General features: G+C 54.8%; 1 protein-coding gene. It reads left to right on the top strand.

Features of this window, described 5'->3' with window-relative positions:
- Window positions 1-16: 16 nt before the first annotated feature.
- Window positions 17-23938 carry a cadherin-like domain-containing protein gene (locus MKS89_RS09015; RefSeq protein ID WP_252518329.1) on the top strand — a complete coding sequence of 7974 codons (23922 nt, stop codon included), beginning with the start codon at window positions 17-19 and terminating at the stop codon, window positions 23936-23938.

Below are 23938 nucleotides of genomic sequence, written 5' to 3'. Positions count from 1 at the left end.
TTTAGAGGCGCCGTTTATGAGGTTTGAGTCAAAGATTTCTCTACCTGATGTAGCAAAAGACCAAGTTATTATCATCGATCAGGATGGAAACGTCATTACTATCAACCCTGGAGAAATTATACCGCCAGGCGTGGTTATTTTAGAAGGCGGGAACTTTTTAAATCATGATGAATATACGGCTCTTCACGCTAAGGTTGTTGGACCCAATGGTGATAAAGTTGATATTACGGATGATGTTAATCAATTACTTACATCGATCGAGCAAGGGAACGACCCGACACAATTAGGTGAAACGTTTGCGCCGGCAGCTGGCACTACTTCTGGCTCAAGTTTATCAGAAAGTGCGACGGTTGAAGCTGTTAATGACGAGCTTATTGCACAAACCGACTTTAGCACACAAGGTCTCTATCGTTTTTCCAGTTTATCGATATCAACCACACAAGGTTTAGCGCTGCTTGATGTTTTCAATACATTAACATCTACTTCTACGAATACTCCTGATTCTGCATCTGATGCATTAACTGGAGGTACCGCTGACGGTACCAACAATGCCCCTGTCGCCCAAGCTGCAACGGGTTCAGTGACTGAAGATGCGACCATTACCGGCAGTATCACCGCCACCGATGTGGATTTACCCGCTGGTCAAAGCCTGGTGTTTACCACTGGCTCAACCGTGCCCGGTCTGACCTTAAATCCGGATGGAACATATCGTTTTGATGCGTCCAGCTATGACCAACTGTCGGAAGGTGAGACGCAAGTGATTGAAGTCCCGGTTACGGTACTTGATGAGCGCGGTGCGACCGATACTACCACACTGACGATTACCGTAACAGGCACTAATGATGCTCCCGTGGCACAAGCGGCGGCGAATGCGGTGACTGAAGATGCGACCATCACCGGCAGTATCACCGCCACCGATGTGGATTTACCCGCTGGTCAAAGTCTGGTGTTTATCACCGACGCAACTGTACCCGGTCTGACCTTAAATCCGGATGGAACATATCGTTTTGATGCGTCCAGTTATGACCAACTGTCGGAAGGTGAGACGCAAGTGATTGAAGTCCCGGTTACGGTACTTGATGAGCGCGGTGCGACCGATACTACCACACTGACGATTACCGTAACGGGCACCAATGATGCCCCTGTCGCCCAAGCCGCAACGGATTCAGTGAGCGAAGATGCGACCATCACCGGCAGTATCACCGCCACCGATGTGGATTTACCCGCTGGTCAAAGTCTGGTGTTTATCACCGACGCAACTGTACCCGGTCTGACCTTAAATCCGGATGGAACATATCGTTTTGATGCGTCCAGCTATGACCAACTGTCGGAAGGTGAGACGCAAGTGATTGAAGTCCCGGTTACGGTACTTGATGAGCGCGGTGCGACCGATACTACCACACTGACGATTACCGTAACGGGCACCAATGATGCCCCTGTTGCCCAAGCCGCAACGGATTCAGTGAGCGAAGATGCGACCATCACCGGCAGTATCACCGCCACCGATGTGGATTTACCCGCTGGTCAAAGTCTGGTGTTTATCACCGACGCAACTGTACCCGGTCTGACCTTAAATCCGGATGGAACATATCGTTTTGATGCGTCCAGCTATGACCATTTGTCAGAAGGTGAGACGCAAGTAATTGAAGTCCCGATTACGGTACTTGATGAGCGCGGCGCGACCGATACCACGACACTGACGATTACCGTAACCGGCACCAATGATGCCCCTGTCGCCCAAGCCGCAACGGATTCAGTGAGCGAAGATGCGACCATTACCGGCAGTATCACCGCCACCGATGTGGATTTACCGGATAATGCCAGTCTGACGTTCAGCACTGAATCAACGGTGGCCGGCCTGACACTCAATACAGACGGTAGCTACAGTTTTGATGCCTCCGGCTATGACGCCCTAGGCGCGGGTGAGACACAAGAAATTGAAGTGCCCGTGACCGTCACCGATGATCGTGGTGCGACAGTGACCACCACCCTGACGATTACCGTGACCGGCACGGATGATGCGCCGGTGGTAACCGGCACGGTGAGTGGCAGCGTGACCGAAGGGGATATCGGTGATGTGGCACAGGTGAGTGGCACCATCGCGATTACGGATGCAGATGCCGGGGATACACCGGTGTTTGCCGATACCACGGTCAGTGGCACTTACGGCAGTCTGACTCTGGTTGACGGGCAATGGACCTACACCTTAAATCAACAGCAGGCCCAGTCTCTGGCTCAGGATGAAACCGTCACGGATACGATTACCCTGACGGCCAGTGATGGCACCACCCAAGATATCAAGATTACCATCACCGGGACCAACGATGCGCCGGTGGCCGAGGCGGTAACCCGCTCGGTTAGTGAAGATACCACGATTACCGGCAGTATTACCGCGAGCGATGTGGATTTACCGGATGATGCCGGTCTGACGTTCAGCACCGAATCAACGGTGTCCGGACTGACGCTTAATACAGACGGCAGCTACAGCTTTGATGCCTCTGGTTATGACGCCCTAAGCGCAGGTGAGACGCAAGTGATTAAAGTGCCTGTCACCGTGACCGATGATCAGGGTGCGGAGACAACTACCACTTTGACGATTACCGTGACCGGTACGGATGATGCGCCGGTGGTGACCGGTACGGTGAGTGGCAGTGTGACTGAAGGGGATATCGGTGATGTGGCGCAGGTGAGTGGCAGTCTTGCGATTACGGATGCGGATGCCGGGGATACGCCGGTGTTTGCCGATACCACGGTCAGTGGCACTTACGGCAGTCTGACTCTGGTTGACGGTCAATGGACCTACACCTTAAATCAACAGCAAGTCCAGTCTCTGGCCCAGGATGAAACCGTCACGGATACCATTACCCTGACGGCCAGTGATGGCACGACACAAGATATCAAGATTACCATCACCGGGACCAACGATGCGCCGGTGGCCGAGACGGTGACCCGCTCGGTCAGTGAAGATGCGACTATTACCGGCAGTGTCACGGCGAGCGATGTGGATTTACCGGATGATGCCAGTCTAACGTTCAGCACTGAATCAACGGTGTCCGGACTGACACTCAATGCGGACGGCAGCTACAGCTTTGATGCCTCTGGTTATGATGCGCTGGGTGTGGGTGAGACACAAGAGTTTGAAGTACCCGTGACCGTGACGGATGATCGCGGTGCGACAGTGACCACGACACTGACTATTACCATCACTGGCACCAATGATGCACCGGAGGCGCAGACTGCGGTGGGAATAGTGGCGGAAGATGCGACCATTACCGGCAGTGTCACGGCGACCGATGTCGATTTACCCGACGGGCAAGATCTGGTGTTTACCACCGAATCGAATGTTGCCGGCCTGACGCTTAATGCGGACGGTTCTTACAGTTTTGATGCCTCCGGCTATGATGCGTTGGGTGTGGGTGAGAAACAGGTGATTGAAGTACCGATCACAGTCACCGATGATCGCGGTGCGACGGCTGAGACCACGCTCACCATTACGGTGGTGGGTACCAATGATGCGCCGGTGGCCGAGGCCGTAACCCGCTCGGTCAGTGAAGATGCGACCATTACCGGCAATATTACCGCGAGCGATGTGGATTTACCGGATGATGCCAGTCTAACGTTCAGCACTGAATCAACGGTGTCCGGACTGACACTCAATGCGGACGGCAGCTACAGCTTTGATGCCTCTGGTTATGATGCGCTGGGTGTGGGTGAGACACAAGAGTTTGAAGTACCCGTGACCGTGACGGATGATCGCGGTGCGACAGTGACCACGACACTGACTATTACCATCACTGGCACCAATGATGCACCGGAGGCGCAGACTGCGGTGGGAATAGTGGCGGAAGATGCGACCATTACCGGCAGTGTCACGGCGACCGATGTCGATTTACCCGACGGGCAAGATCTGGTGTTTACCACCGAATCGAATGTTGCCGGCCTGACGCTTAATGCGGACGGTTCTTACAGTTTTGATGCCTCCGGCTATGATGCGTTGGGTGTGGGTGAGAAACAGGTGATTGAAGTACCGATCACAGTCACCGATGATCGCGGTGCGACGGCTGAGACCACGCTCACCATTACGGTGGTGGGTACCAATGATGCGCCGGTGGCCGAGGCCGTAACCCGCTCGGTCAGTGAAGATGCGACCATTACCGGCAATATTACCGCGAGCGATGTGGATTTACCGGATGATGCCAGTCTGACGTATAGCACTGGATCAACGGTGTCCGGCCTGACACTCAATGCGGATGGCAGCTACAGCTTTGATGCCTCTGGTTATGATGCGCTGGGTGTGGGTGAGACACAAGAGTTTGAAGTACCCGTGACCGTGACGGATGATCGCGGTGCGACAGTGACCACGACACTGACCATTACCATCACTGGCACCAATGATGCACCGGAGGCGCAGGCCGCGGTGGGAATAGTGGCGGAAGATGCGACCATTACCGGCAGTGTCACGGCGACCGATGTCGATTTACCCGACGGGCAAGATCTGGTGTTTACCACCGAGTCGAATGTTGCCGGCCTGACGCTTAATGCGGACGGTACTTACAGTTTTGATGCCTCCAGCTATGATGCGCTGGCTGCGGGTGAGAAACAGGTGATTGAAGTACCGATCACAGTCACCGATGATCGCGGCGCGACGGCTGAAACCACGCTCACCATTACGGTGGTGGGTACCAATGATGCGCCGGTGGCCGAGGCGGTCACCCGCTCGGTCAGTGAAGATGCGACCATTACCGGCAATATTACCGCCACCGATGTGGATTTACCGGATGATGCCAGTCTGACATATAGCACCGAATCAACGGTGTCCGGCCTGACGCTTAATGCGGACGGTACTTACAGCTTTGATGCCTCCGGCTATGATGCGTTGGCTGTAGGTGAGAAACAGGTGATCGAAGTACCCGTGACCGTCACCGATGATCGCGGTGCGACGGCTGAGACCACGCTCACCATTACGGTGGTGGGCACCAATGATGCGCCGGTGGCCGAGGCGGTGACCCGCTCAGTCAGTGAAGATGCGACCATTACCGGCAATATCAGCGCCACCGATGTGGATTTACCGGATGATGCCAGTCTAACGTATAGCACTGAATCAAATGTGTTAGGCCTGACACTCAATGCGGATGGCTCTTACAGCTTTGATGCCTCCGGCTATGATGCGTTGGCTGTAGGTGAGAAACAGGTGATTGAAGTACCCGTGACCGTCACCGATGATCGCGGTGCGACGGCTGAGACCACACTGACCATTACCATCACTGGCACCAATGATGCACCGGAGGCGCAGGCCGCGGTGGGAATAGTGGCGGAAGATGCGACCATTACCGGCAGTGTCACGGCGACCGATGTCGATTTACCCGACGGGCAAGATCTGGTGTTTACCACCGAGTCGAATGTTGCCGGCCTGACGCTTAATGCGGACGGTACTTACAGCTTTGATGCCTCCAGCTATGATGCGCTGGCTGCGGGTGAGAAACAGGTGATTGAAGTACCGATCACAGTCACCGATGATCGCGGCGCGACGGCTGAAACCACGCTCACCATTACGGTGGTGGGTACCAATGATGCGCCGGTGGCCGAGGCGGTCACCCGCTCGGTCAGTGAAGATGCGACCATTACCGGCAATATTACCGCCACCGATGTGGATTTACCGGATGATGCCAGTCTGACATATAGCACCGAATCAACGGTGTCCGGCCTGACGCTTAATGCGGACGGTACTTACAGCTTTGATGCCTCCGGCTATGATGCGTTGGCTGTAGGTGAGAAACAGGTGATCGAAGTACCCGTGACCGTCACCGATGATCGCGGTGCGACGGCTGAGACCACGCTCACCATTACGGTGGTGGGCACCAATGATGCGCCGGTGGCCGAGGCGGTGACCCGCTCGGTCAGTGAAGATGCGACCATTACCGGCAATATCACCGCCACCGATGTGGATTTACCGGATGATGCCAGTCTAACGTATAGCACTGAATCAAATGTGTTAGGCCTGACACTCAATGCGGATGGCTCTTACAGCTTTGATGCCTCCGGCTATGATGCGTTGGCTGTAGGTGAGAAACAGGTGATTGAAGTACCCGTGACCGTCACCGATGATCGCGGTGCGACGGCTGAGACCACACTGACCATTACCATCACTGGCACCAATGATGCGCCGGTGGCCGAGGCGGTAACCCGCTCGGTCAGTGAAGATGCGACCATTACCGGCAATATTACCGCCACCGATGTGGATTTACCGGATGATGCCAGTCTGACGTATAGCACCGAATCAACGGTGTCCGGCCTGACGCTTAATACGGACGGTACTTACAGCTTTGATGCCTCCGGCTATGATGCGTTGGCTGTAGGTGAGAAACAGGTGATTGAAGTACCTGTCACCGTCACCGATGATCGCGGTGCGACAGCCGAGACCACGCTCACCATTACGGTGGTGGGCACCAACGATGCGCCGGTGGCCGAGGCGGTGACCCGCTCGGTCAGTGAAGATGCGACTATTACCGGCAGTGTCACGGCGACCGATGTCGATTTACCCGACGGGCAAGATCTGGTGTTTACCACCGAGTCGAATGTTGCCGGCCTGACGCTTAATACGGACGGTACTTACAGCTTTGATGCCTCCGGCTATGATGCGTTGGCTGTAGGTGAGAAACAGGTGATCGAAGTACCCGTGACCGTCACCGATGATCGCGGTGCGACGGCTGAGACCACGCTCACCATTACGGTGGTGGGCACCAATGATGCGCCGGTGGCCGAGGCGGTGACCCGCTCGGTCAGTGAAGATGCGACCATTACCGGCAATATTACCGCCACCGATGTGGATTTACCGGATGATGCCAGTCTGACATTCAGCACTGAATCAACGGTGTCCGGCCTGACTTTCAATGCGGACGGTAGCTACAGCTTTGATGCCTCTGGTTATGACGCCCTAGGCGCAGGTGAAACACAAGAAATTGAAGTGCCCGTGACTGTGACGGATGATCGTGGCGCAACAGTCACTACCACCCTGACGATTACCGTGACCGGGACCAATGATGCACCGGTGGTCGAGGCGGTCACCCGCTCAGTCAGTGAAGATGCGACCATTACCGGCAATATTACCGCCACCGATGTGGATTTACCGGATGACGCTAGTCTGACGTATAGCACTGAATCAACAGTGTCCGGCCTGACCTTCAATGCGGACGGCAGCTACAGTTTTGATGCCTCTGGTTATGACGCCCTAGGCGCAGGTGAAACACAAGAAATTGAAGTACCTGTGACCGTGACGGATGATCGTGGTGCGACAGTGACTACTACCCTGACGATTACCGTGACCGGGACCAATGATGCACCAGTGGCCGAGGCGGTCACCCGCTCAGTCAGTGAAGATGCGACCATTACCGGCAATATTACCGCGACCGATGTGGATTTACCGGATGACGCCAGTCTGACATATAGCACCGAATCAACGGTGTCCGGCCTGACACTCAATGCGGATGGCTCTTACAGCTTTGATGCCTCTGGTTATGACGCTCTGGGCGCGGGTGAAACACAAGAAATTGAAGTACCTGTGACCGTGACGGATGATCGCGGCGCGACAGTGACTACTACCCTGACCATCACCGTGACCGGGACCAATGATGCGCCGGTGGCCGAGGCGGTGACCCGCTCGGTCAGTGAAGATGCGACCATTACCGGCAATATTACCGCCACCGATGTGGATTTACCGGATGACGCGAGTCTGACGTATAGCACCGAATCAACGGTGTCCGGCCTGACACTCAATGCGGATGGCTCTTACAGCTTTGATGCCTCCGGCTATGATGCGTTGGCTGTAGGTGAGAAACAGGTGATTGAAGTACCCGTGACCGTGACGGATGATCGCGGTGCGACAGCCGAGACCACGCTCACCATTACGGTGGTGGGCACTAATGATGCGCCGGTGGCCGAGGCGGTGACCCGCTCGGTCAGTGAAGATGCGACCATTACCGGCAATATTACCGCCACCGATGTGGATTTACCGGATGATGCCAGTCTGACGTATAGCACCGAATCAACGGTGTCCGGCCTGACACTCAATGCGGACGGCAGCTACAGCTTTGATGCCTCTGGTTATGACGCCCTAGGCGCAGGTGAGGAACAGGTGATCGAAGTGCCGATCACGGTCACCGATGATCGCGGCGCGACGGCTGAAACCACGCTCACCATTACGGTGGTAGGCACCAATGATGCACCGGAAGCGCAGGCTGCGGTGGGAATAGTGGCGGAAGATGCGACTATTACCGGCAGTGTCACGGCGACCGATGTCGATTTACCCGACGGGCAAGATCTGGTGTTTACCACCGAGTCGAATGTTGCCGGCCTGACGCTTAATGCGGACGGCAGTTACAGTTTTGATGCCTCCGGCTATGATGCGCTGGCTGCGGGTGAGAAACAGGTGATCGAAGTGCCTGTGACCGTGACGGATGATCGCGGTGCGACGGCTGAGACCACGCTTACCATTACGGTGGTGGGCACCAATGATGCGCCGGAGGCGCAGGCCGCGGTGGGAATTGTGGCGGAAGATGCGACCATTACCGGCAGTGTCACGGCGACCGATGTCGATTTACCCGACGGGCAAGATCTGGTGTTTACCACCGAGTCGAATGTTGCCGGCCTGACGCTTAATGCGGACGGCAGTTACAGTTTTGATGCCTCCGGCTATGATGCGCTGGCTGCGGGTGAGAAACAGGTGATCGAAGTGCCTGTGACCGTGACGGATGATCGCGGTGCGACGGCTGAGACCACGCTTACCATTACGGTGGTGGGCACCAATGATGCGCCGGAGGCGCAGGCCGCGGTGGGAATTGTGGCGGAAGATGCGACCATTACCGGCAATATTACCGCCACCGATGTGGATTTACCGGATGATGCCAGTCTGACGTATAGCACCGAATCAACGGTGTCCGGCCTGACACTCAATGCAGACGGCAGCTACAGCTTTGATGCCTCCGGCTATGATGCGTTGGCTGCGGGTGAGAAACAGGTGATCGAAGTGCCTGTCACCGTCACCGATGATCGCGGTGCGACGGTCGAGACCACGCTCACCATTACGGTGGTGGGTACCAACGATGCGCCGGTGGCCGAGGCGGTGACCCGCTCGGTCAGTGAAGATGCGACCATTACCGGTAATATCACCGCTAGCGATGTGGATTTACCGGATGATGCTAGTCTGACATTCAGCACCGAATCAACGGTGTCCGGCCTGACCTTCAATGCGGACGGTACTTACAGCTTTGATGCCTCTGGTTATGACGCGCTGGGTGTGGGTGAGACACAAGAAATTGAAGTGCCTGTGACCGTGACGGATGATCGCGGCGCGACAGTGACCACGACACTGACGATTACCGTGACCGGGACCAATGATGCACCGGAGGCCGAGGCGGTCACCCGCTCGGTCAGTGAAGATGCGACCATTACCGGCAATATCACGGCGACCGATGTGGATTTACCGGATGACGCCAGTCTGACGTATAGCACCGAATCAACGGTGTCCGGCCTGACACTCAATGCGGACGGCAGCTACAGCTTTGATGCCTCTGGTTATGACGCGCTGGGCGCGGGTGAGACACAAGAAATTGAAGTACCTGTGACCGTGACGGATGATCGCGGCGCGACAGTAACGACCACACTGACGATTACCGTGACCGGGACCAACGATGCGCCGGTGGCCGAGGCGGTGACCCGCTCGGTTAGTGAAGATGCGACCATCAGTGGCAGCATCACCGCGAGCGATGTGGATTTACCGGATGACGCCAGTCTGACATTCAGCACTGAATCAACGGTGTCCGGCCTGACTTTCAATGCGGACGGTAGCTACAGCTTTGATGCCTCTGGTTATGACGCCCTAGGCGCGGGTGAGACACAAGAAATTGAAGTGCCCGTGACTGTGACGGATGATCGTGGCGCAACAGTCACTACCACCCTGACGATTACCGTGACCGGGACCAATGATGCACCGGTGGTCGAGGCGGTCACCCGCTCAGTCAGTGAAGATGCGACCATTACCGGCAATATTACCGCCACCGATGTGGATTTACCGGATGACGCCAGTCTGACATTCAGCACTGAATCAACGGTGTCCGGCCTGACTTTCAATGCGGACGGTAGCTACAGCTTTGATGCCTCTGGTTATGACGCCCTAGGCGCGGGTGAGACACAAGAAATTGAAGTGCCCGTGACTGTGACGGATGATCGTGGCGCAACAGTCACTACCACCCTGACGATTACCGTGACCGGGACCAATGATGCACCGGTGGTCGAGGCGGTCACCCGCTCAGTCAGTGAAGATGCGACCATTACCGGCAATATTACCGCCACCGATGTGGATTTACCGAATGACGCTAGTCTAACGTTCAGCGCTGAATCAACAGTGTCCGGCCTGACCTTCAATGCGGACGGCAGCTACAGTTTTGATGCCTCTGGTTATGACGCCCTAGGCGCAGGTGAAACACAAGAAATTGAAGTACCTGTGACCGTGACGGATGATCGTGGTGCGACAGTCACTACCACCCTGACGATTACCGTGACCGGGACCAATGATGCGCCGGTGGCCGAGGCGGTCACCCGCTCGGTCAGTGAAGATGCGACCATTACCGGCAATATTACCGCCACCGATGTGGATTTACCGGATGACGCGAGTCTGACGTATAGCACCGAATCAACGGTGTCCGGCCTGACACTCAATGCGGATGGCTCTTACAGCTTTGCTGCCTCCGGCTATGATGCGTTGGCTGTAGGTGAGAAACAGGTGATTGAAGTACCCGTGACCGTGACGGATGATCGCGGTGCGACAGCCGAGACCACGCTCACCATTACGGTGGTGGGCACTAATGATGCGCCGGTGGCCGAGGCGGTGACCCGCTCGGTCAGTGAAGATGCGACCATTACCGGCAATATTACCGCCACCGATGTGGATTTACCGGATGACGCGAGTCTGACGTATAGCACCGAATCAACGGTGTCCGGCCTGACACTCAATGCGGATGGCAGCTACAGCTTTGATGCCTCTGGTTATGACGCCCTAGGCGCAGGTGAGGAACAGGTGATCGAAGTGCCGATCACGGTCACCGATGATCGCGGTGCGACAGCCGAGACCACGCTCACCATTACGGTGGTAGGCACCAATGATGCACCGGAAGCGCAGGCTGCGGTGGGAATAGTGGCGGAAGATGCGACTATTACCGGCAGTGTCACGGCGACCGATGTCGATTTACCCGACGGGCAAGATCTGGTGTTTACCACCGAGTCGAATGTTGCCGGCCTGACGCTTAATGCGGACGGCAGTTACAGTTTTGATGCCTCCAGCTATGACGCGCTGGCTGCAGGTGAGAAACAGGTGATTGAAGTACCGATCACAGTCACCGATGATCGTGGCGCGACGGCTGAAACCACGCTCACCATTACGGTGGTGGGTACCAATGATGCACCGGAGGCGCAGACTGCGGTGGGAATAGTGGCGGAAGATGCGACTATTACCGGCAGTGTCACGGCGACCGATGTCGATTTACCCGACGGGCAAGATCTGGTGTTTACCACCGAGTCGAATGTTGCCGGCCTGACGCTTAATGCGGACGGCAGTTACAGTTTTGATGCCTCCGGCTATGATGCGCTGGCTGCGGGTGAGAAACAGGTGATCGAAGTGCCTGTCACCGTGACGGATGATCGCGGTGCGACGGCTGAGACCACGCTTACCATTACGGTGGTGGGCACCAATGATGCGCCGGAGGCGCAGGCCGCGGTGGGAATAGTGGCGGAAGATGCGACTATTACCGGCAGTATTACGGCGACCGATGTCGATTTACCCGACGGGCAAGATCTGGTGTTTACCACCGAGTCGAATGTTGCCGGCCTGACGCTTAATGCGGACGGGAGCTACAGCTTTGATGCCTCCGGCTATGATGCGTTGGCTGCGGGTGAGAAACAGGTGATTGAAGTACCGATCACAGTCACCGATGATCGTGGCGCGACGGCTGAAACCACGCTCACCATTACGGTGGTGGGTACCAATGATGCACCGGAGGCGCAGACTGCGGTGGGAATAGTGGCGGAAGATGCGACTATTACCGGCAGTGTCACGGCGACCGATGTCGATTTACCCGACGGGCAAGATCTGGTGTTTACCACCGAGTCGAATGTTGCCGGCCTGACGCTTAATGCGGACGGCAGTTACAGTTTTGATGCCTCCGGCTATGATGCGCTGGCTGCGGGTGAGAAACAGGTGATCGAAGTGCCTGTGACCGTGACGGATGATCGCGGTGCGACGGCTGAGACCACGCTTACCATTACGGTGGTGGGCACCAATGATGCGCCGGAGGCGCAGGCCGCGGTGGGAATAGTGGCGGAAGATGCGACGATTACCGGCAGTGTCACGGCGACCGATGTCGATTTACCCGACGGGCAAGATCTGGTGTTTACCACCGAGTCGAATGTTGCTGGCCTGACGCTTAATGCGGACGGCAGTTACAGTTTTGATGCCTCCGGCTATGATGCGCTGGCTGCGGGTGAGAAACAGGTGATCGAAGTGCCTGTGACCGTGACGGATGATCGCGGTGCGACGGCTGAGACCACGCTTACCATTACGGTGGTGGGCACCAATGATGCGCCGGAGGCGCAGGCCGCGGTGGGAATAGTGGCGGAAGATGCGACGATTACCGGCAGTATTACGGCGACCGATGTCGATTTACCCGACGGGCAAGATCTGGTGTTTACCACCGAGTCGAATGTTGCCGGCCTGACGCTTAATGCGGACGGCAGTTATAGCTTTGATGCCTCCGGCTATGATGCGTTGGCTGCGGGTGAGAAACAGGTGATCGAAGTGCCTGTCACCGTCACCGATGATCGCGGTGCGACGGTCGAGACCACGCTCACCATTACGGTGGTGGGTACCAACGATGCGCCGGTGGCCGAGGCGGTGACCCGCTCGGTCAGTGAAGATGCGACCATTACCGGTAATATCACCGCTAGCGATGTGGATTTACCGGATGATGCTAGTCTGACATTCAGCACCGAATCAACGGTGTCCGGCCTGACCTTCAATGCGGACGGTACTTACAGCTTTGATGCCTCTGGTTATGACGCGCTGGGTGTGGGTGAGACACAAGAAATTGAAGTGCCTGTGACCGTGACGGATGATCGCGGCGCGACAGTGACCACGACACTGACGATTACCGTGACCGGGACCAATGATGCACCGGAGGCCGAGGCGGTCACCCGCTCGGTCAGTGAAGATGCGACCATTACCGGCAATATCACGGCGACCGATGTGGATTTACCGGATGACGCCAGTCTGACGTATAGCACCGAATCAACGGTGTCCGGCCTGACACTCAATGCGGACGGCAGCTACAGCTTTGATGCCTCTGGTTATGACGCGCTGGGCGCGGGTGAGACACAAGAAATTGAAGTACCTGTGACCGTGACGGATGATCGCGGCGCGACAGTAACGACCACCCTGACGATTACCGTGACCGGGACCAATGATGCACCAGTGGTCGAGGCGGTCACCCGCTCAGTCAGTGAAGATGCGACCATTACCGGCAATATTACCGCCACCGATGTGGATTTACCGGATGACGCCAGTCTGACATATAGCACTGAATCAACGGTGTCCGGCCTGACCTTCAATGCGGACGGCAGCTACAGCTTTGATGCCTCCGGCTATGACCATTTGTCAGAAGGTGAGACGCAAGTTATTAAAGTGCCTGTCACAGTGACTGATGATCAGGGTGCGGAGACGACCACCACCCTGACGATTACAGTGACCGGCACAGATGATGCGCCGGTGGTGACCGGCTCTTTCAGCGGCAGTGTGACCGAAGGGGATATCGGTGATGTGGCGCAGGTCAGTGGCAGTCTTGCGATTACGGATGCGGATGCCGGGGATACGCCGGTGTTTGCCGATACCACGGTCAGTGGCACTTACGGCAGTCTGACTCTGGTTGACGGTCAATGGACCTACACCTTAAATCAACAGCAAGTCCAGTCTCTGGCCCAGGATGAAACCGTCACGGATACCATTACCCTGACGGCCAGTGATGGCACGACACAAGATATCAAGATTACCATCACCGGGACCAATGATGCACCAGTGGCCGAGGCGGTAACCCGCTCGGTTAGTGAAGATACGACTATCAGTGGCAATATCACCGCGAGCGATGTGGATTTACCGGATGACGCCAGTCTGACGTATAGCACCGAATCAACAGTGTCCGGCCTGACCTTCAATGCGGACGGCAGCTACAGTTTTGATGCCTCTGGTTATGACGCCCTGGGCGCAGGTGAAACACAAGAAATTGAAGTACCTGTGACCGTGACGGATGATCGTGGTGCGACAGTAACGACCACCCTGACGATTACCGTGACCGGGACCAATGATGCACCAGTGGTCGAGGCGGTCACCCGCTCAGTCAGTGAAGATGCGACCATTACCGGCAATATTACCGCCACCGATGTGGATTTACCGGATGACGCCAGTCTGACATATAGCACCGAATCAACGGTGGCCGGCCTGACTTTCAATGCGGACGGTAGCTACAGCTTTGATGCCTCTGGTTATGACGCCCTGGGCGCAGGTGAGAAACAGGTGATCGAAGTACCGATCACGGTCACCGATGATCGCGGTGCGACGGCTGAGACCACGCTCACCATTACGGTGGTGGGCACCAATGATGCGCCGGTGGTTGAGGCGGTGACCCGCTCGGTTAGTGAAGATGCGACCATTACCGGCAATATTACCGCCACCGATGTGGATTTACCGGATGACGCGAGTCTGACGTATAGCACCGAATCAAATGTGTTAGGCCTGACACTCAATGCGGATGGCTCTTACAGCTTTGATGCCTCCGGCTATGATGCGTTGGCTGTAGGTGAGAAACAGGTGATTGAAGTACCCGTGACCGTCACCGATGATCGCGGCGCGACGGCTGAAACCACGCTCACCATTACGGTGGTGGGTACCAATGATGCACCGGAGGCGCAGACTGCGGTGGGAATAGTGGCGGAAGATGCGACCATTACCGGCAGTGTCACGGCGACCGATGTCGATTTACCCGACGGGCAAGATCTGGTGTTTACCACCGAGTCGAATGTTGCCGGCCTGACGCTCAATACGGACGGCACTTACAGTTTTGATGCCTCCGGCTATGATGTGTTGGCTGCGGGTGATAAACAGGTGATCGAAGTGCCTGTCACCGTGACCGATGATCGCGGTGCGACGGCCGAGACCACGCTCACCATTACGGTGGTGGGTACCAACGATGCGCCGGTGGCCGAGGCGGTGACCCGCTCGGTCAGTGAAGATGCGACTATTACCGGCAGTGTCACGGCGACCGATGTCGATTTACCCGACGGGCAAGATCTGGTGTTTACTACCGAGTCGAATGTTGCCGGCCTGACGCTTAATACGGACGGTACTTACAGCTTTGATGCCTCCGGCTATGATGCGTTGGCTGTAGGTGAGAAACAGGTGATTGAAGTACCGATCACAGTCACCGATGATCGCGGTGCGACGGCTGAGACCACGCTCACCATTACGGTGGTGGGCACTAATGATGCGCCGGTGGCCGAGGCGGTCACCCGCTCGGTCAGTGAAGATGCGACCATTACCGGCAATATCACCGCTAGCGATGTGGATTTACCGGATGATGCCAGTCTAACGTATAGCACCGAATCAACGGTGTCCGGCCTGACACTCAATGTGGACGGCTCTTACAGCTTTGATGCCTCCGGCTATGATGCGTTGGCTGCGGGTGAGAAACAGGTGATCGAAGTGCCTGTCACCGTCACCGATGATCGCGGTGCGACGGCTGAGACCACGCTCACCATTACGGTGGTGGGTACCAATGATGCGCCGGTGGCCGAGGCGGTCACCCGCTCGGTTAGTGAAGATGCGACCATTACCGGTAATATCACGGCGACTGATGTGGATTTACCGAATGACGCGAGTCTGACGTATAGCACTGAATCAACGGTGTCCGGCCTGACCTTCAATGCGGACGGCAGCTACAGCTTTGATGCCTCCGGCTATGACCATTTGTCAGAAGGTGAGACGCAAGTTATTAAAGTGCCTGTCACAGTGACTGATGATCAGGGTGCGGAGACGACCACCACCCTGACGATTACAGTGACCGGCACAGATGATGCGCCGGTGGTGACCGGCTCTTTCAGCGGCAGTGTGACCGAAGGGGATATCGGTGATGTGGCGCAGGTCAGTGGCAGTCTTGCGATTACGGATGCGGATGCCGGGGATACGCCGGTGTTTGCCGATACCACGGTCAGTGGCACTTACGGCAGTCTGACTCTGGTTGACGGTCAATGGACCTACACCTTAAATCAACAGCAAGTCCAGTCTCTGGCCCAGGATGAAACCGTCACGGATACCATTACCCTGACGGCCAGTGATGGCACGACACAAGATATCAAGATTACCATCACCGGGACCAATGATGCACCAGTGGCCGAGGCGGTAACCCGCTCGGTTAGTGAAGATACGACTATCAGTGGCAATATCACCGCGAGCGATGTGGATTTACCGGATGACGCCAGTCTGACGTATAGCACCGAATCAACAGTGTCCGGCCTGACCTTCAATGCGGACGGCAGCTACAGTTTTGATGCCTCTGGTTATGACGCCCTGGGCGCAGGTGAAACACAAGAAATTGAAGTACCTGTGACCGTGACGGATGATCGTGGTGCGACAGTAACGACCACCCTGACGATTACCATCACCGGGACCAATGATGCACCAGTGGTCGAGGCGGTAACCCGCTCGGTTAGTGAAGATACGACCATCAGTGGCAATATCACCGCGAGCGATGTGGATTTACCGGATGACGCCAGTCTGACATATAGCACCGAATCAACGGTGGCCGGCCTGACTTTCAATGCGGACGGTAGCTACAGCTTTGATGCCTCTGGTTATGACGCCCTGGGCGCAGGTGAGAAACAGGTGATCGAAGTACCGATCACGGTCACCGATGATCGCGGTGCGACGGCTGAGACCACGCTCACCATTACGGTGGTGGGCACCAATGATGCGCCGGTGGTTGAGGCGGTGACCCGCTCGGTTAGTGAAGATGCGACCATTACCGGCAATATCACCGCCACCGATGTGGATTTACCGGATGACGCGAGTCTGACATATAGCGCCGAATCAACGGTGTCTGGACTGACACTCAATACGGACGGCTCTTACAGCTTTGATGCCTCCGGCTATGATGCGCTGGCTGCGGGTGAGAAACAGGTGATTGAAGTACCGATCACAGTCACCGATGATCGCGGTGCGACAGCCGAGACCACGCTCACCATTACGGTGGTGGGCACCAATGATGCGCCGGTGGCCGAGGCGGTAACCCGCTCGGTTAGTGAAGATGCGACCATTACCGGCAATATTACCGCCACCGATGTGGATTTACCGGATGATGCCAGTCTGACGTATAGCACTGAATCAACGGTGTCCGGCCTGACACTCAATGCGGACGGCAGTTACAGCTTTGATGCCTCTGGTTATGACGCGCTGGGTGTGGGTGAGACACAAGAGTTTGAAGTACCCGTGACCGTGACGGATGATCGCGGCGCGACAGTGACCACGACACTGACCATTACCATCACTGGCACCAATGATGCGCCGGTGGCCGAGGCGGTAACCCGCTCGGTTAGTGAAGATGCGACCATTACCGGCAATATTACCGCGACCGATGTGGATTTACCGGATGATGCGAGTCTGACGTATAGCACCGAATCAACGGTGTCCGGCCTGACACTCAATGCGGATGGCTCTTACAGCTTTGATGCCTCCGGCTATGATGCGTTGGCTGTAGGTGAGAAACAGGTGATTGAAGTACCCGTGACCGTCACCGATGATCGCGGTGCGACAGCCGAGACCACGCTCACCATTACGGTGGTGGGCACCAACGATGCGCCGGTGGCCGAGGCGGTGACCCGCTCGGTCAGTGAAGATGCGACTATTACCGGCAGTGTCACGGCGACCGATGTCGATTTACCCGACGGGCAAGATCTGGTGTTTACCACCGAGTCGAATGTTGTCGGCCTGACACTCAATGCGGACGGCAGCTACAGCTTTGATGCCTCCGGCTATGATGCGTTGGCTGTAGGTGAGAAACAGGTGATCGAAGTGCCTGTCACCGTCACCGATGATCGCGGTGCGACGGCCGAGACCACGCTCACCATTACGGTGGTGGGCACCAATGATGCGCCGGTGGCCGAGGCGGTAACCCGCTCGGTCAGTGAAGATGCGACCATTACCGGCAATATCGCCGCCACCGATGTGGATTTACCGGATGATGCCAGTCTGACGTATAGCACCGAATCAAATGTGTTAGGCCTGACACTCAATGCGGACGGCAGCTACAGCTTTGCTGCCTCCGGCTATGATGCGTTGGCTGTAGGTGAGAAACAGGTGATTGAAGTACCCGTGACCGTCACCGATGATCGCGGTGCGACAGCCGAGACCACGCTCACTATTACGGTGGTGGGCACCAACGATGCGCCGGTGGCTGAGGCGGTGACCCGCTCGGTCAGTGAAGATGCGACCATTACCGGTAGCATCACCGCGAGCGATGTGGATTTACCGGATGACGCCAGTCTGACATATAGCACCGAATCAACGGTGTCCGGCCTGACTTTCAATGCGGACGGTAGCTACAGCTTTGATGCCTCTGGTTATGACGCCCTGGGCGCAGGTGAGAAACAGGTGATCGAAGTACCGATCACGGTCACCGATGATCGCGGTGCGACAGCCGAGACCACGCTCACCATTACGGTAGTGGGCACCAATGATGCGCCGGTGGCCGAGGCGGTCACCCGCTCGGTCAGTGAAGATGCGACCATCAGTGGCAGCATCACCGCGAGCGATGTGGATTTACCGGATGACGCCAGTCTGACATATAGCACCGAATCAAATGTGTTAGGCCTGACACTCAATGCGGACGGCTCTTACAGCTTTGATGCCTCCGGCTATGACCATTTGTCAGAAGGTGAGACGCAAGTTATTAAAGTGCCTGTCACAGTGACTGATGATCAGGGTGCGGAGACGACCACCACCCTGACGATTACAGTGACCGGCACAGATGATGCGCCGGTGGTGACCGGCTCTTTTAGCGGCAGTGTGACCGAAGGGGATATCGGTGATGTGGCGCAGGTCAGTGGCAGTCTTGCGATTACGGATGCGGATGCCGGGGATACGCCGGTGTTTGCCGATACCACGGTCAGTGGCACTTACGGCAGTGTGACTCTGGTTGACGGTCAATGGACCTACACCTTAAATCAACAGCAAGTCCAGTCTCTGGCTCAGGATGAAATCGTCACGGATACCATTACCCTGACGGCCAGTGATGGCACGACACAAGATATCAAGATTACCATCACCGGGACCAATGATGCACCAGTGGCCGAGGCGGTAACCCGCTCGGTTAGTGAAGATACGACTATCAGTGGCAATATCACCGCGAGCGATGTGGATTTACCGGATGACGCCAGTCTGACGTATAGCACCGAATCAACAGTGTCCGGCCTAACTTTCAATGCGAACGGCAGCTACAGCTTTGATGCCTCCAGTTATGACCATTTGTCAGAAGGTGAGACGCAAGTCATTAAAGTGCCTGTCACAGTGACGGATGATCAGGGTGCGGAGACGGCCACTACACTGACGATTACCGTAATCGGCACCAATGATGCGCCACAAGCTCATACGGCGATGGGGATAGTGGCGGAAGATAACGCGATTACCGGTCATATCATTGCCACCGATGTTGATTTGCCGGATGACGCAAGTCTGACGTTTAGTACCGAGTCGAATGTGGCAGGCTTGACGCTCAATGCTGATGGCACTTACAGTTTTGATGCATCTAGCTATGATGCGTTGGCTGCGGGTGAAATACAGATAATCAAAGTACCGATCACGGTGACCGATGATCTTGGCGCGACGGGGACCACGACACTGACTATTCGGGTGGTGGGTACCAATGATGCGCCGCTAGTAGAGGCAGTGACTGACTCGGTGACGGAAGACGCGACCATTACCGGCAGTATTACGGCGACCGATGTAGACTTACCGGCGGATGCCAGTCTGACGTATAGCACCGAATCAAATGTGTTAGGCCTGACGCTCAATGCTGATGGGACGTATCGTTTTGATGCTTCCGGTTATGACGCCTTAGAGGAAGGCGAGACCCAGGTGATTGAAGTGCCTGTCACGGTTACCGATGATCTCGGTGCGGAGACGGGTACGACACTGACAATTACTGTGACCGGAACCAATGATGCACCGGTGGTGGATACAACTGCGGGGATTGTAGCGGAAGATAATGCGATTACTGGTCGCATTATCGCCACCGATGTCGATTTACCGGATGACGCGAGTCTGACGTTTAGTACCGAGTCGAATGTGGCAGGCTTGACGCTCAATGCTGATGGCACTTACAGTTTTGATGCATCCAGCTATGATGCGTTGACTGCGGGTGAAATACAGATAATCGAAGTACCGGTCACGGTGACTGATGATCTTGGCGCGACAGGGACCACGACACTGACTATTCGGGTGGTGGGTACCAATGATGCACCGGTAGCAGAGGCCGTGACTGACTCGGTGACTGAAGACGCGACGATTACCGGTAGTATCACGGCGACCGATGTGGATTTACCGGATGATGCCAGTCTGACATATAGCACCGAATCATACGTGCCCGGTTTGACCTTAAATGCCGATGGCACCTACAGTTTTGATGCCTCTGATTATGACGCTTTGGCGGAAGGCGAGACGCAAGTCATTCAAGTGCCTGTCACTGTGACTGATGATCATGATGCGACGGTGACGACGACGCTAACCATTACCGTGACCGGTACCGATGATGCGCCGGTGGTGACCGGCACCTTCAGCGGCAGCGTGACCGAAGGGGATATCGGTGATGTGGCACAGGTCAGTGGTACGATCGCGATTACGGATGCAGATGCCAGTGATAATCCGACGTTTGCCGATACGACGGTCAGTGGTACTTACGGTAGTTTGACCTTGGTGAACGGTCAATGGACTTATACCTTAGATCAAAGTAAAGCCCAGTCCCTAGCGGATGGCGAGCAGGTCACTGATACCATTACCCTGACGGCAAGTGACGGCACCGCTAAGCAAATCGAGATTGATATTACCGGTACGAATAATGCGCCTGTTATTGCTTTGGATGATTCGGCAAAACAAGTCTCGATTTCTGAGGAAGGTTTAAATCAGGGGAACCCCGATACGACCGGTAGTCGTGATACAACAAATGCCAGACAAGCTTCAGGATCTTTTTCTGTCTCTGATCCGGACTCTTCTTCTGTGACATTGTCACTTGTTGCGCCAACAACGGCATTATATAGCCATGGTATCGCGATCATCTGGACGTTGCTGGAAGATGGTTCTTTGATTGGTCAGGCAAATGGTGAAACCGTGATGACGATTAGTCTTTCCGATGAGGGAGATGGCGACTATTCATATACGGTTAATATGCAAGGTCCGGTTGATCATCCTGACTCATCAGGTGAAGATTCACTTCAAGTTGATTTCGGTATCTCTGCAGATGATGGTCAAACGGTTTCAACTCAATCCATTCAAGTCTCGATTGAAGATGATTCACCGGATTCCCATACGACAGACGTTGTGGTTGAAACTGATGGTGCGCCTTTTGATTTTTCGGTTTCCGGGACGACAGTGTCATTGGGGAATTCTGTTTTTGATAATGGCTGTTGGCACACTCAACAAACGGATTCAAGTATTACTTGGGGAACCTCGGGACCGGGGGATAGTAGTTACTCCTCTTATCAAGTGTCATCACAGCAAGGATCGCATCATTATACTGAGGGGCAGCCATTTGAACTGGCGACCTTAGTGCACCACAATGGTTCGGTATTGAGCAATGAGTCGACACTGGATAGTACGGTATTAACAGTCGTTACTCAGGTGACAGTGAATGGGGTGACCCAGTCGATTACCATTCACTTAAATGTTGATCATGATGAGACTTCAAATAACACGAATACTGATGGTGATTCAATTACGTTGACGACGGATTACGTTGATGTCGAAATCGATGGGGTTATGTATCGATTGGATATTGAAGGCTTTAAGAATGACGACGGTACAATTTCGAAATCTGTCGTGACAGCAGAAGGTGAAACCGAAACCTATACGCTCGTTGCTAGTCTGAACACTCCTCCGGATTCTCATCCTGACCAAATGGTAACAGGAACGGTCGATTATGATGCGGGTGCTGACGGCATGGCTTCCGTGGTGTGGCAATCAGGGACAGAGAATAATGGTGACACGGTAATCCATGGGGAATACGGTACACTTACTGTCTACGCTGATGGTCATTATACCTACGATGTCAATGAAGATGCTCTGGCGGCTCTGGATGAAGGGACAACGGCAACTGATTCATTTAACTATGTGGTCACGGACAATGATGGCGATAGTGCAACCAGTTCACTCAACTTCGAAGTGTCCGGAAATTCTGCCGCACCGTTGAGCTCAGGCCTTCATGGTGAGTTTTATAATTATCAGGAAGATTGGTCTAATCACTGGAATAATGTCGATAGCCTTGCTGATGCATTGGGGATTATCCAGAATCAGGATCCGAATGCTGAATTTACCTCGACCCAAGTCAATTATCAGAGTGATTTATTTGCGCATGACTTAGGGGGATATGATGCATCCTACTGGTTGAATGGTCGCACCAATCTCGAAGAGTGGCTGGAAGATACCGGTGATGATAGCTCTGTGGTTTTCAACAATAAGGAAAATTCATCAGATGCTGTTGTTCGTTTGACTGGTGGTGTTGCGCTTGATAGTGGCACTTATTCAATGAAAGTCACCGCGGATGACGGTTATCAGGTTAAGATTAATGGCGTCGTTGTCGCTGCATATGACGGTATTCAGTCTGCGACAACCGATACCTTTACCTTTACCGTGGATGGATCCGGCTATCAGACTGTTGAAATAATTTATTGGGATCAGGGTGAAGCCCATCAATTAACGGTTTCGTTGGCTGATGTAACGGACGGTGTTACGGGTGATTATTCCGTACTTGGCAGTGACGCTTATCCAACTGTAAATGGTGATGTAACTGCTGCCGGTTCTGTTGATGTGATCACTGATCATGAGGCAATGGCAGCAGGGTATGAGGACCGAATCGATCAATTTGCAGCTGACCATTATTGGCAAACTGACGGTGACAATCACAGCAATCACTTAGTCGGCTCACCCGACAATGATCATATTGATGGCCATAACGGTGACGACTGGATTGATGGTGGACTCGGTGGTACCGATTGGCTAAACGGCGGAAATGGTGATGACACACTTATCAGTAGTTATGGTGGTGATGGCGATCTGCTTGAGGGTGAAAGAGGTGATGATTATTTATATGGCCGGGACGGCGATGATATTCTGATTGGTGGTCAGGGTGATGATTATCTCTCTGGTAGTGTCGGTGATGATATCTTGATTGGTGGTATGGGGGATGATTATCTCTCCGGTGGTGCTGGTAATGATATCTTGATTGGTGGTTCACAAGATGACGCTCATGGGGATGGCTCTGATGTGATGATTGGTGGCGCAGGTGAAGATCTGTTTGTTCTGGACTCTTCTTCTGTTGATGAAATTCAGGATTTCCAAAGTTCTGAAGATGCGATTGACTTGTCTAATCTGCTAGCCGATGCCTTAGATAACCAGGATAATGATGCAATTCAGCAATATCTGGATCAACATGTTGAAGTGACAACTGAGCATGGACAGACTCACCTGAGTATCAACGATGTGAATGTTGCTGACTTTGGTTATGATTCCAGCTTTAATGCGAGTAGCACCATTGCAGTGATTATTAATGACCATGAGTTCTCGGTGAAATATCACGGTTAA

The organism is Vibrio gazogenes, from assembly GCF_023920225.1.
Lineage (GTDB): Bacteria > Pseudomonadota > Gammaproteobacteria > Enterobacterales > Vibrionaceae > Vibrio > Vibrio gazogenes.
The sequence above is the reverse complement of the archived record's forward strand: the minus strand, read 5'-3'. Positions and strand labels throughout refer to the sequence as shown.

What these genes read in the sequence shown, in the direction of transcription:
- MKS89_RS09015 (WP_252518329.1), top strand. Translation starts at nt 17, where the DNA reads ATGAGGTTTGAGTCAAAGATTTCTCTACCTGATGTAGCAAAAGACCAA.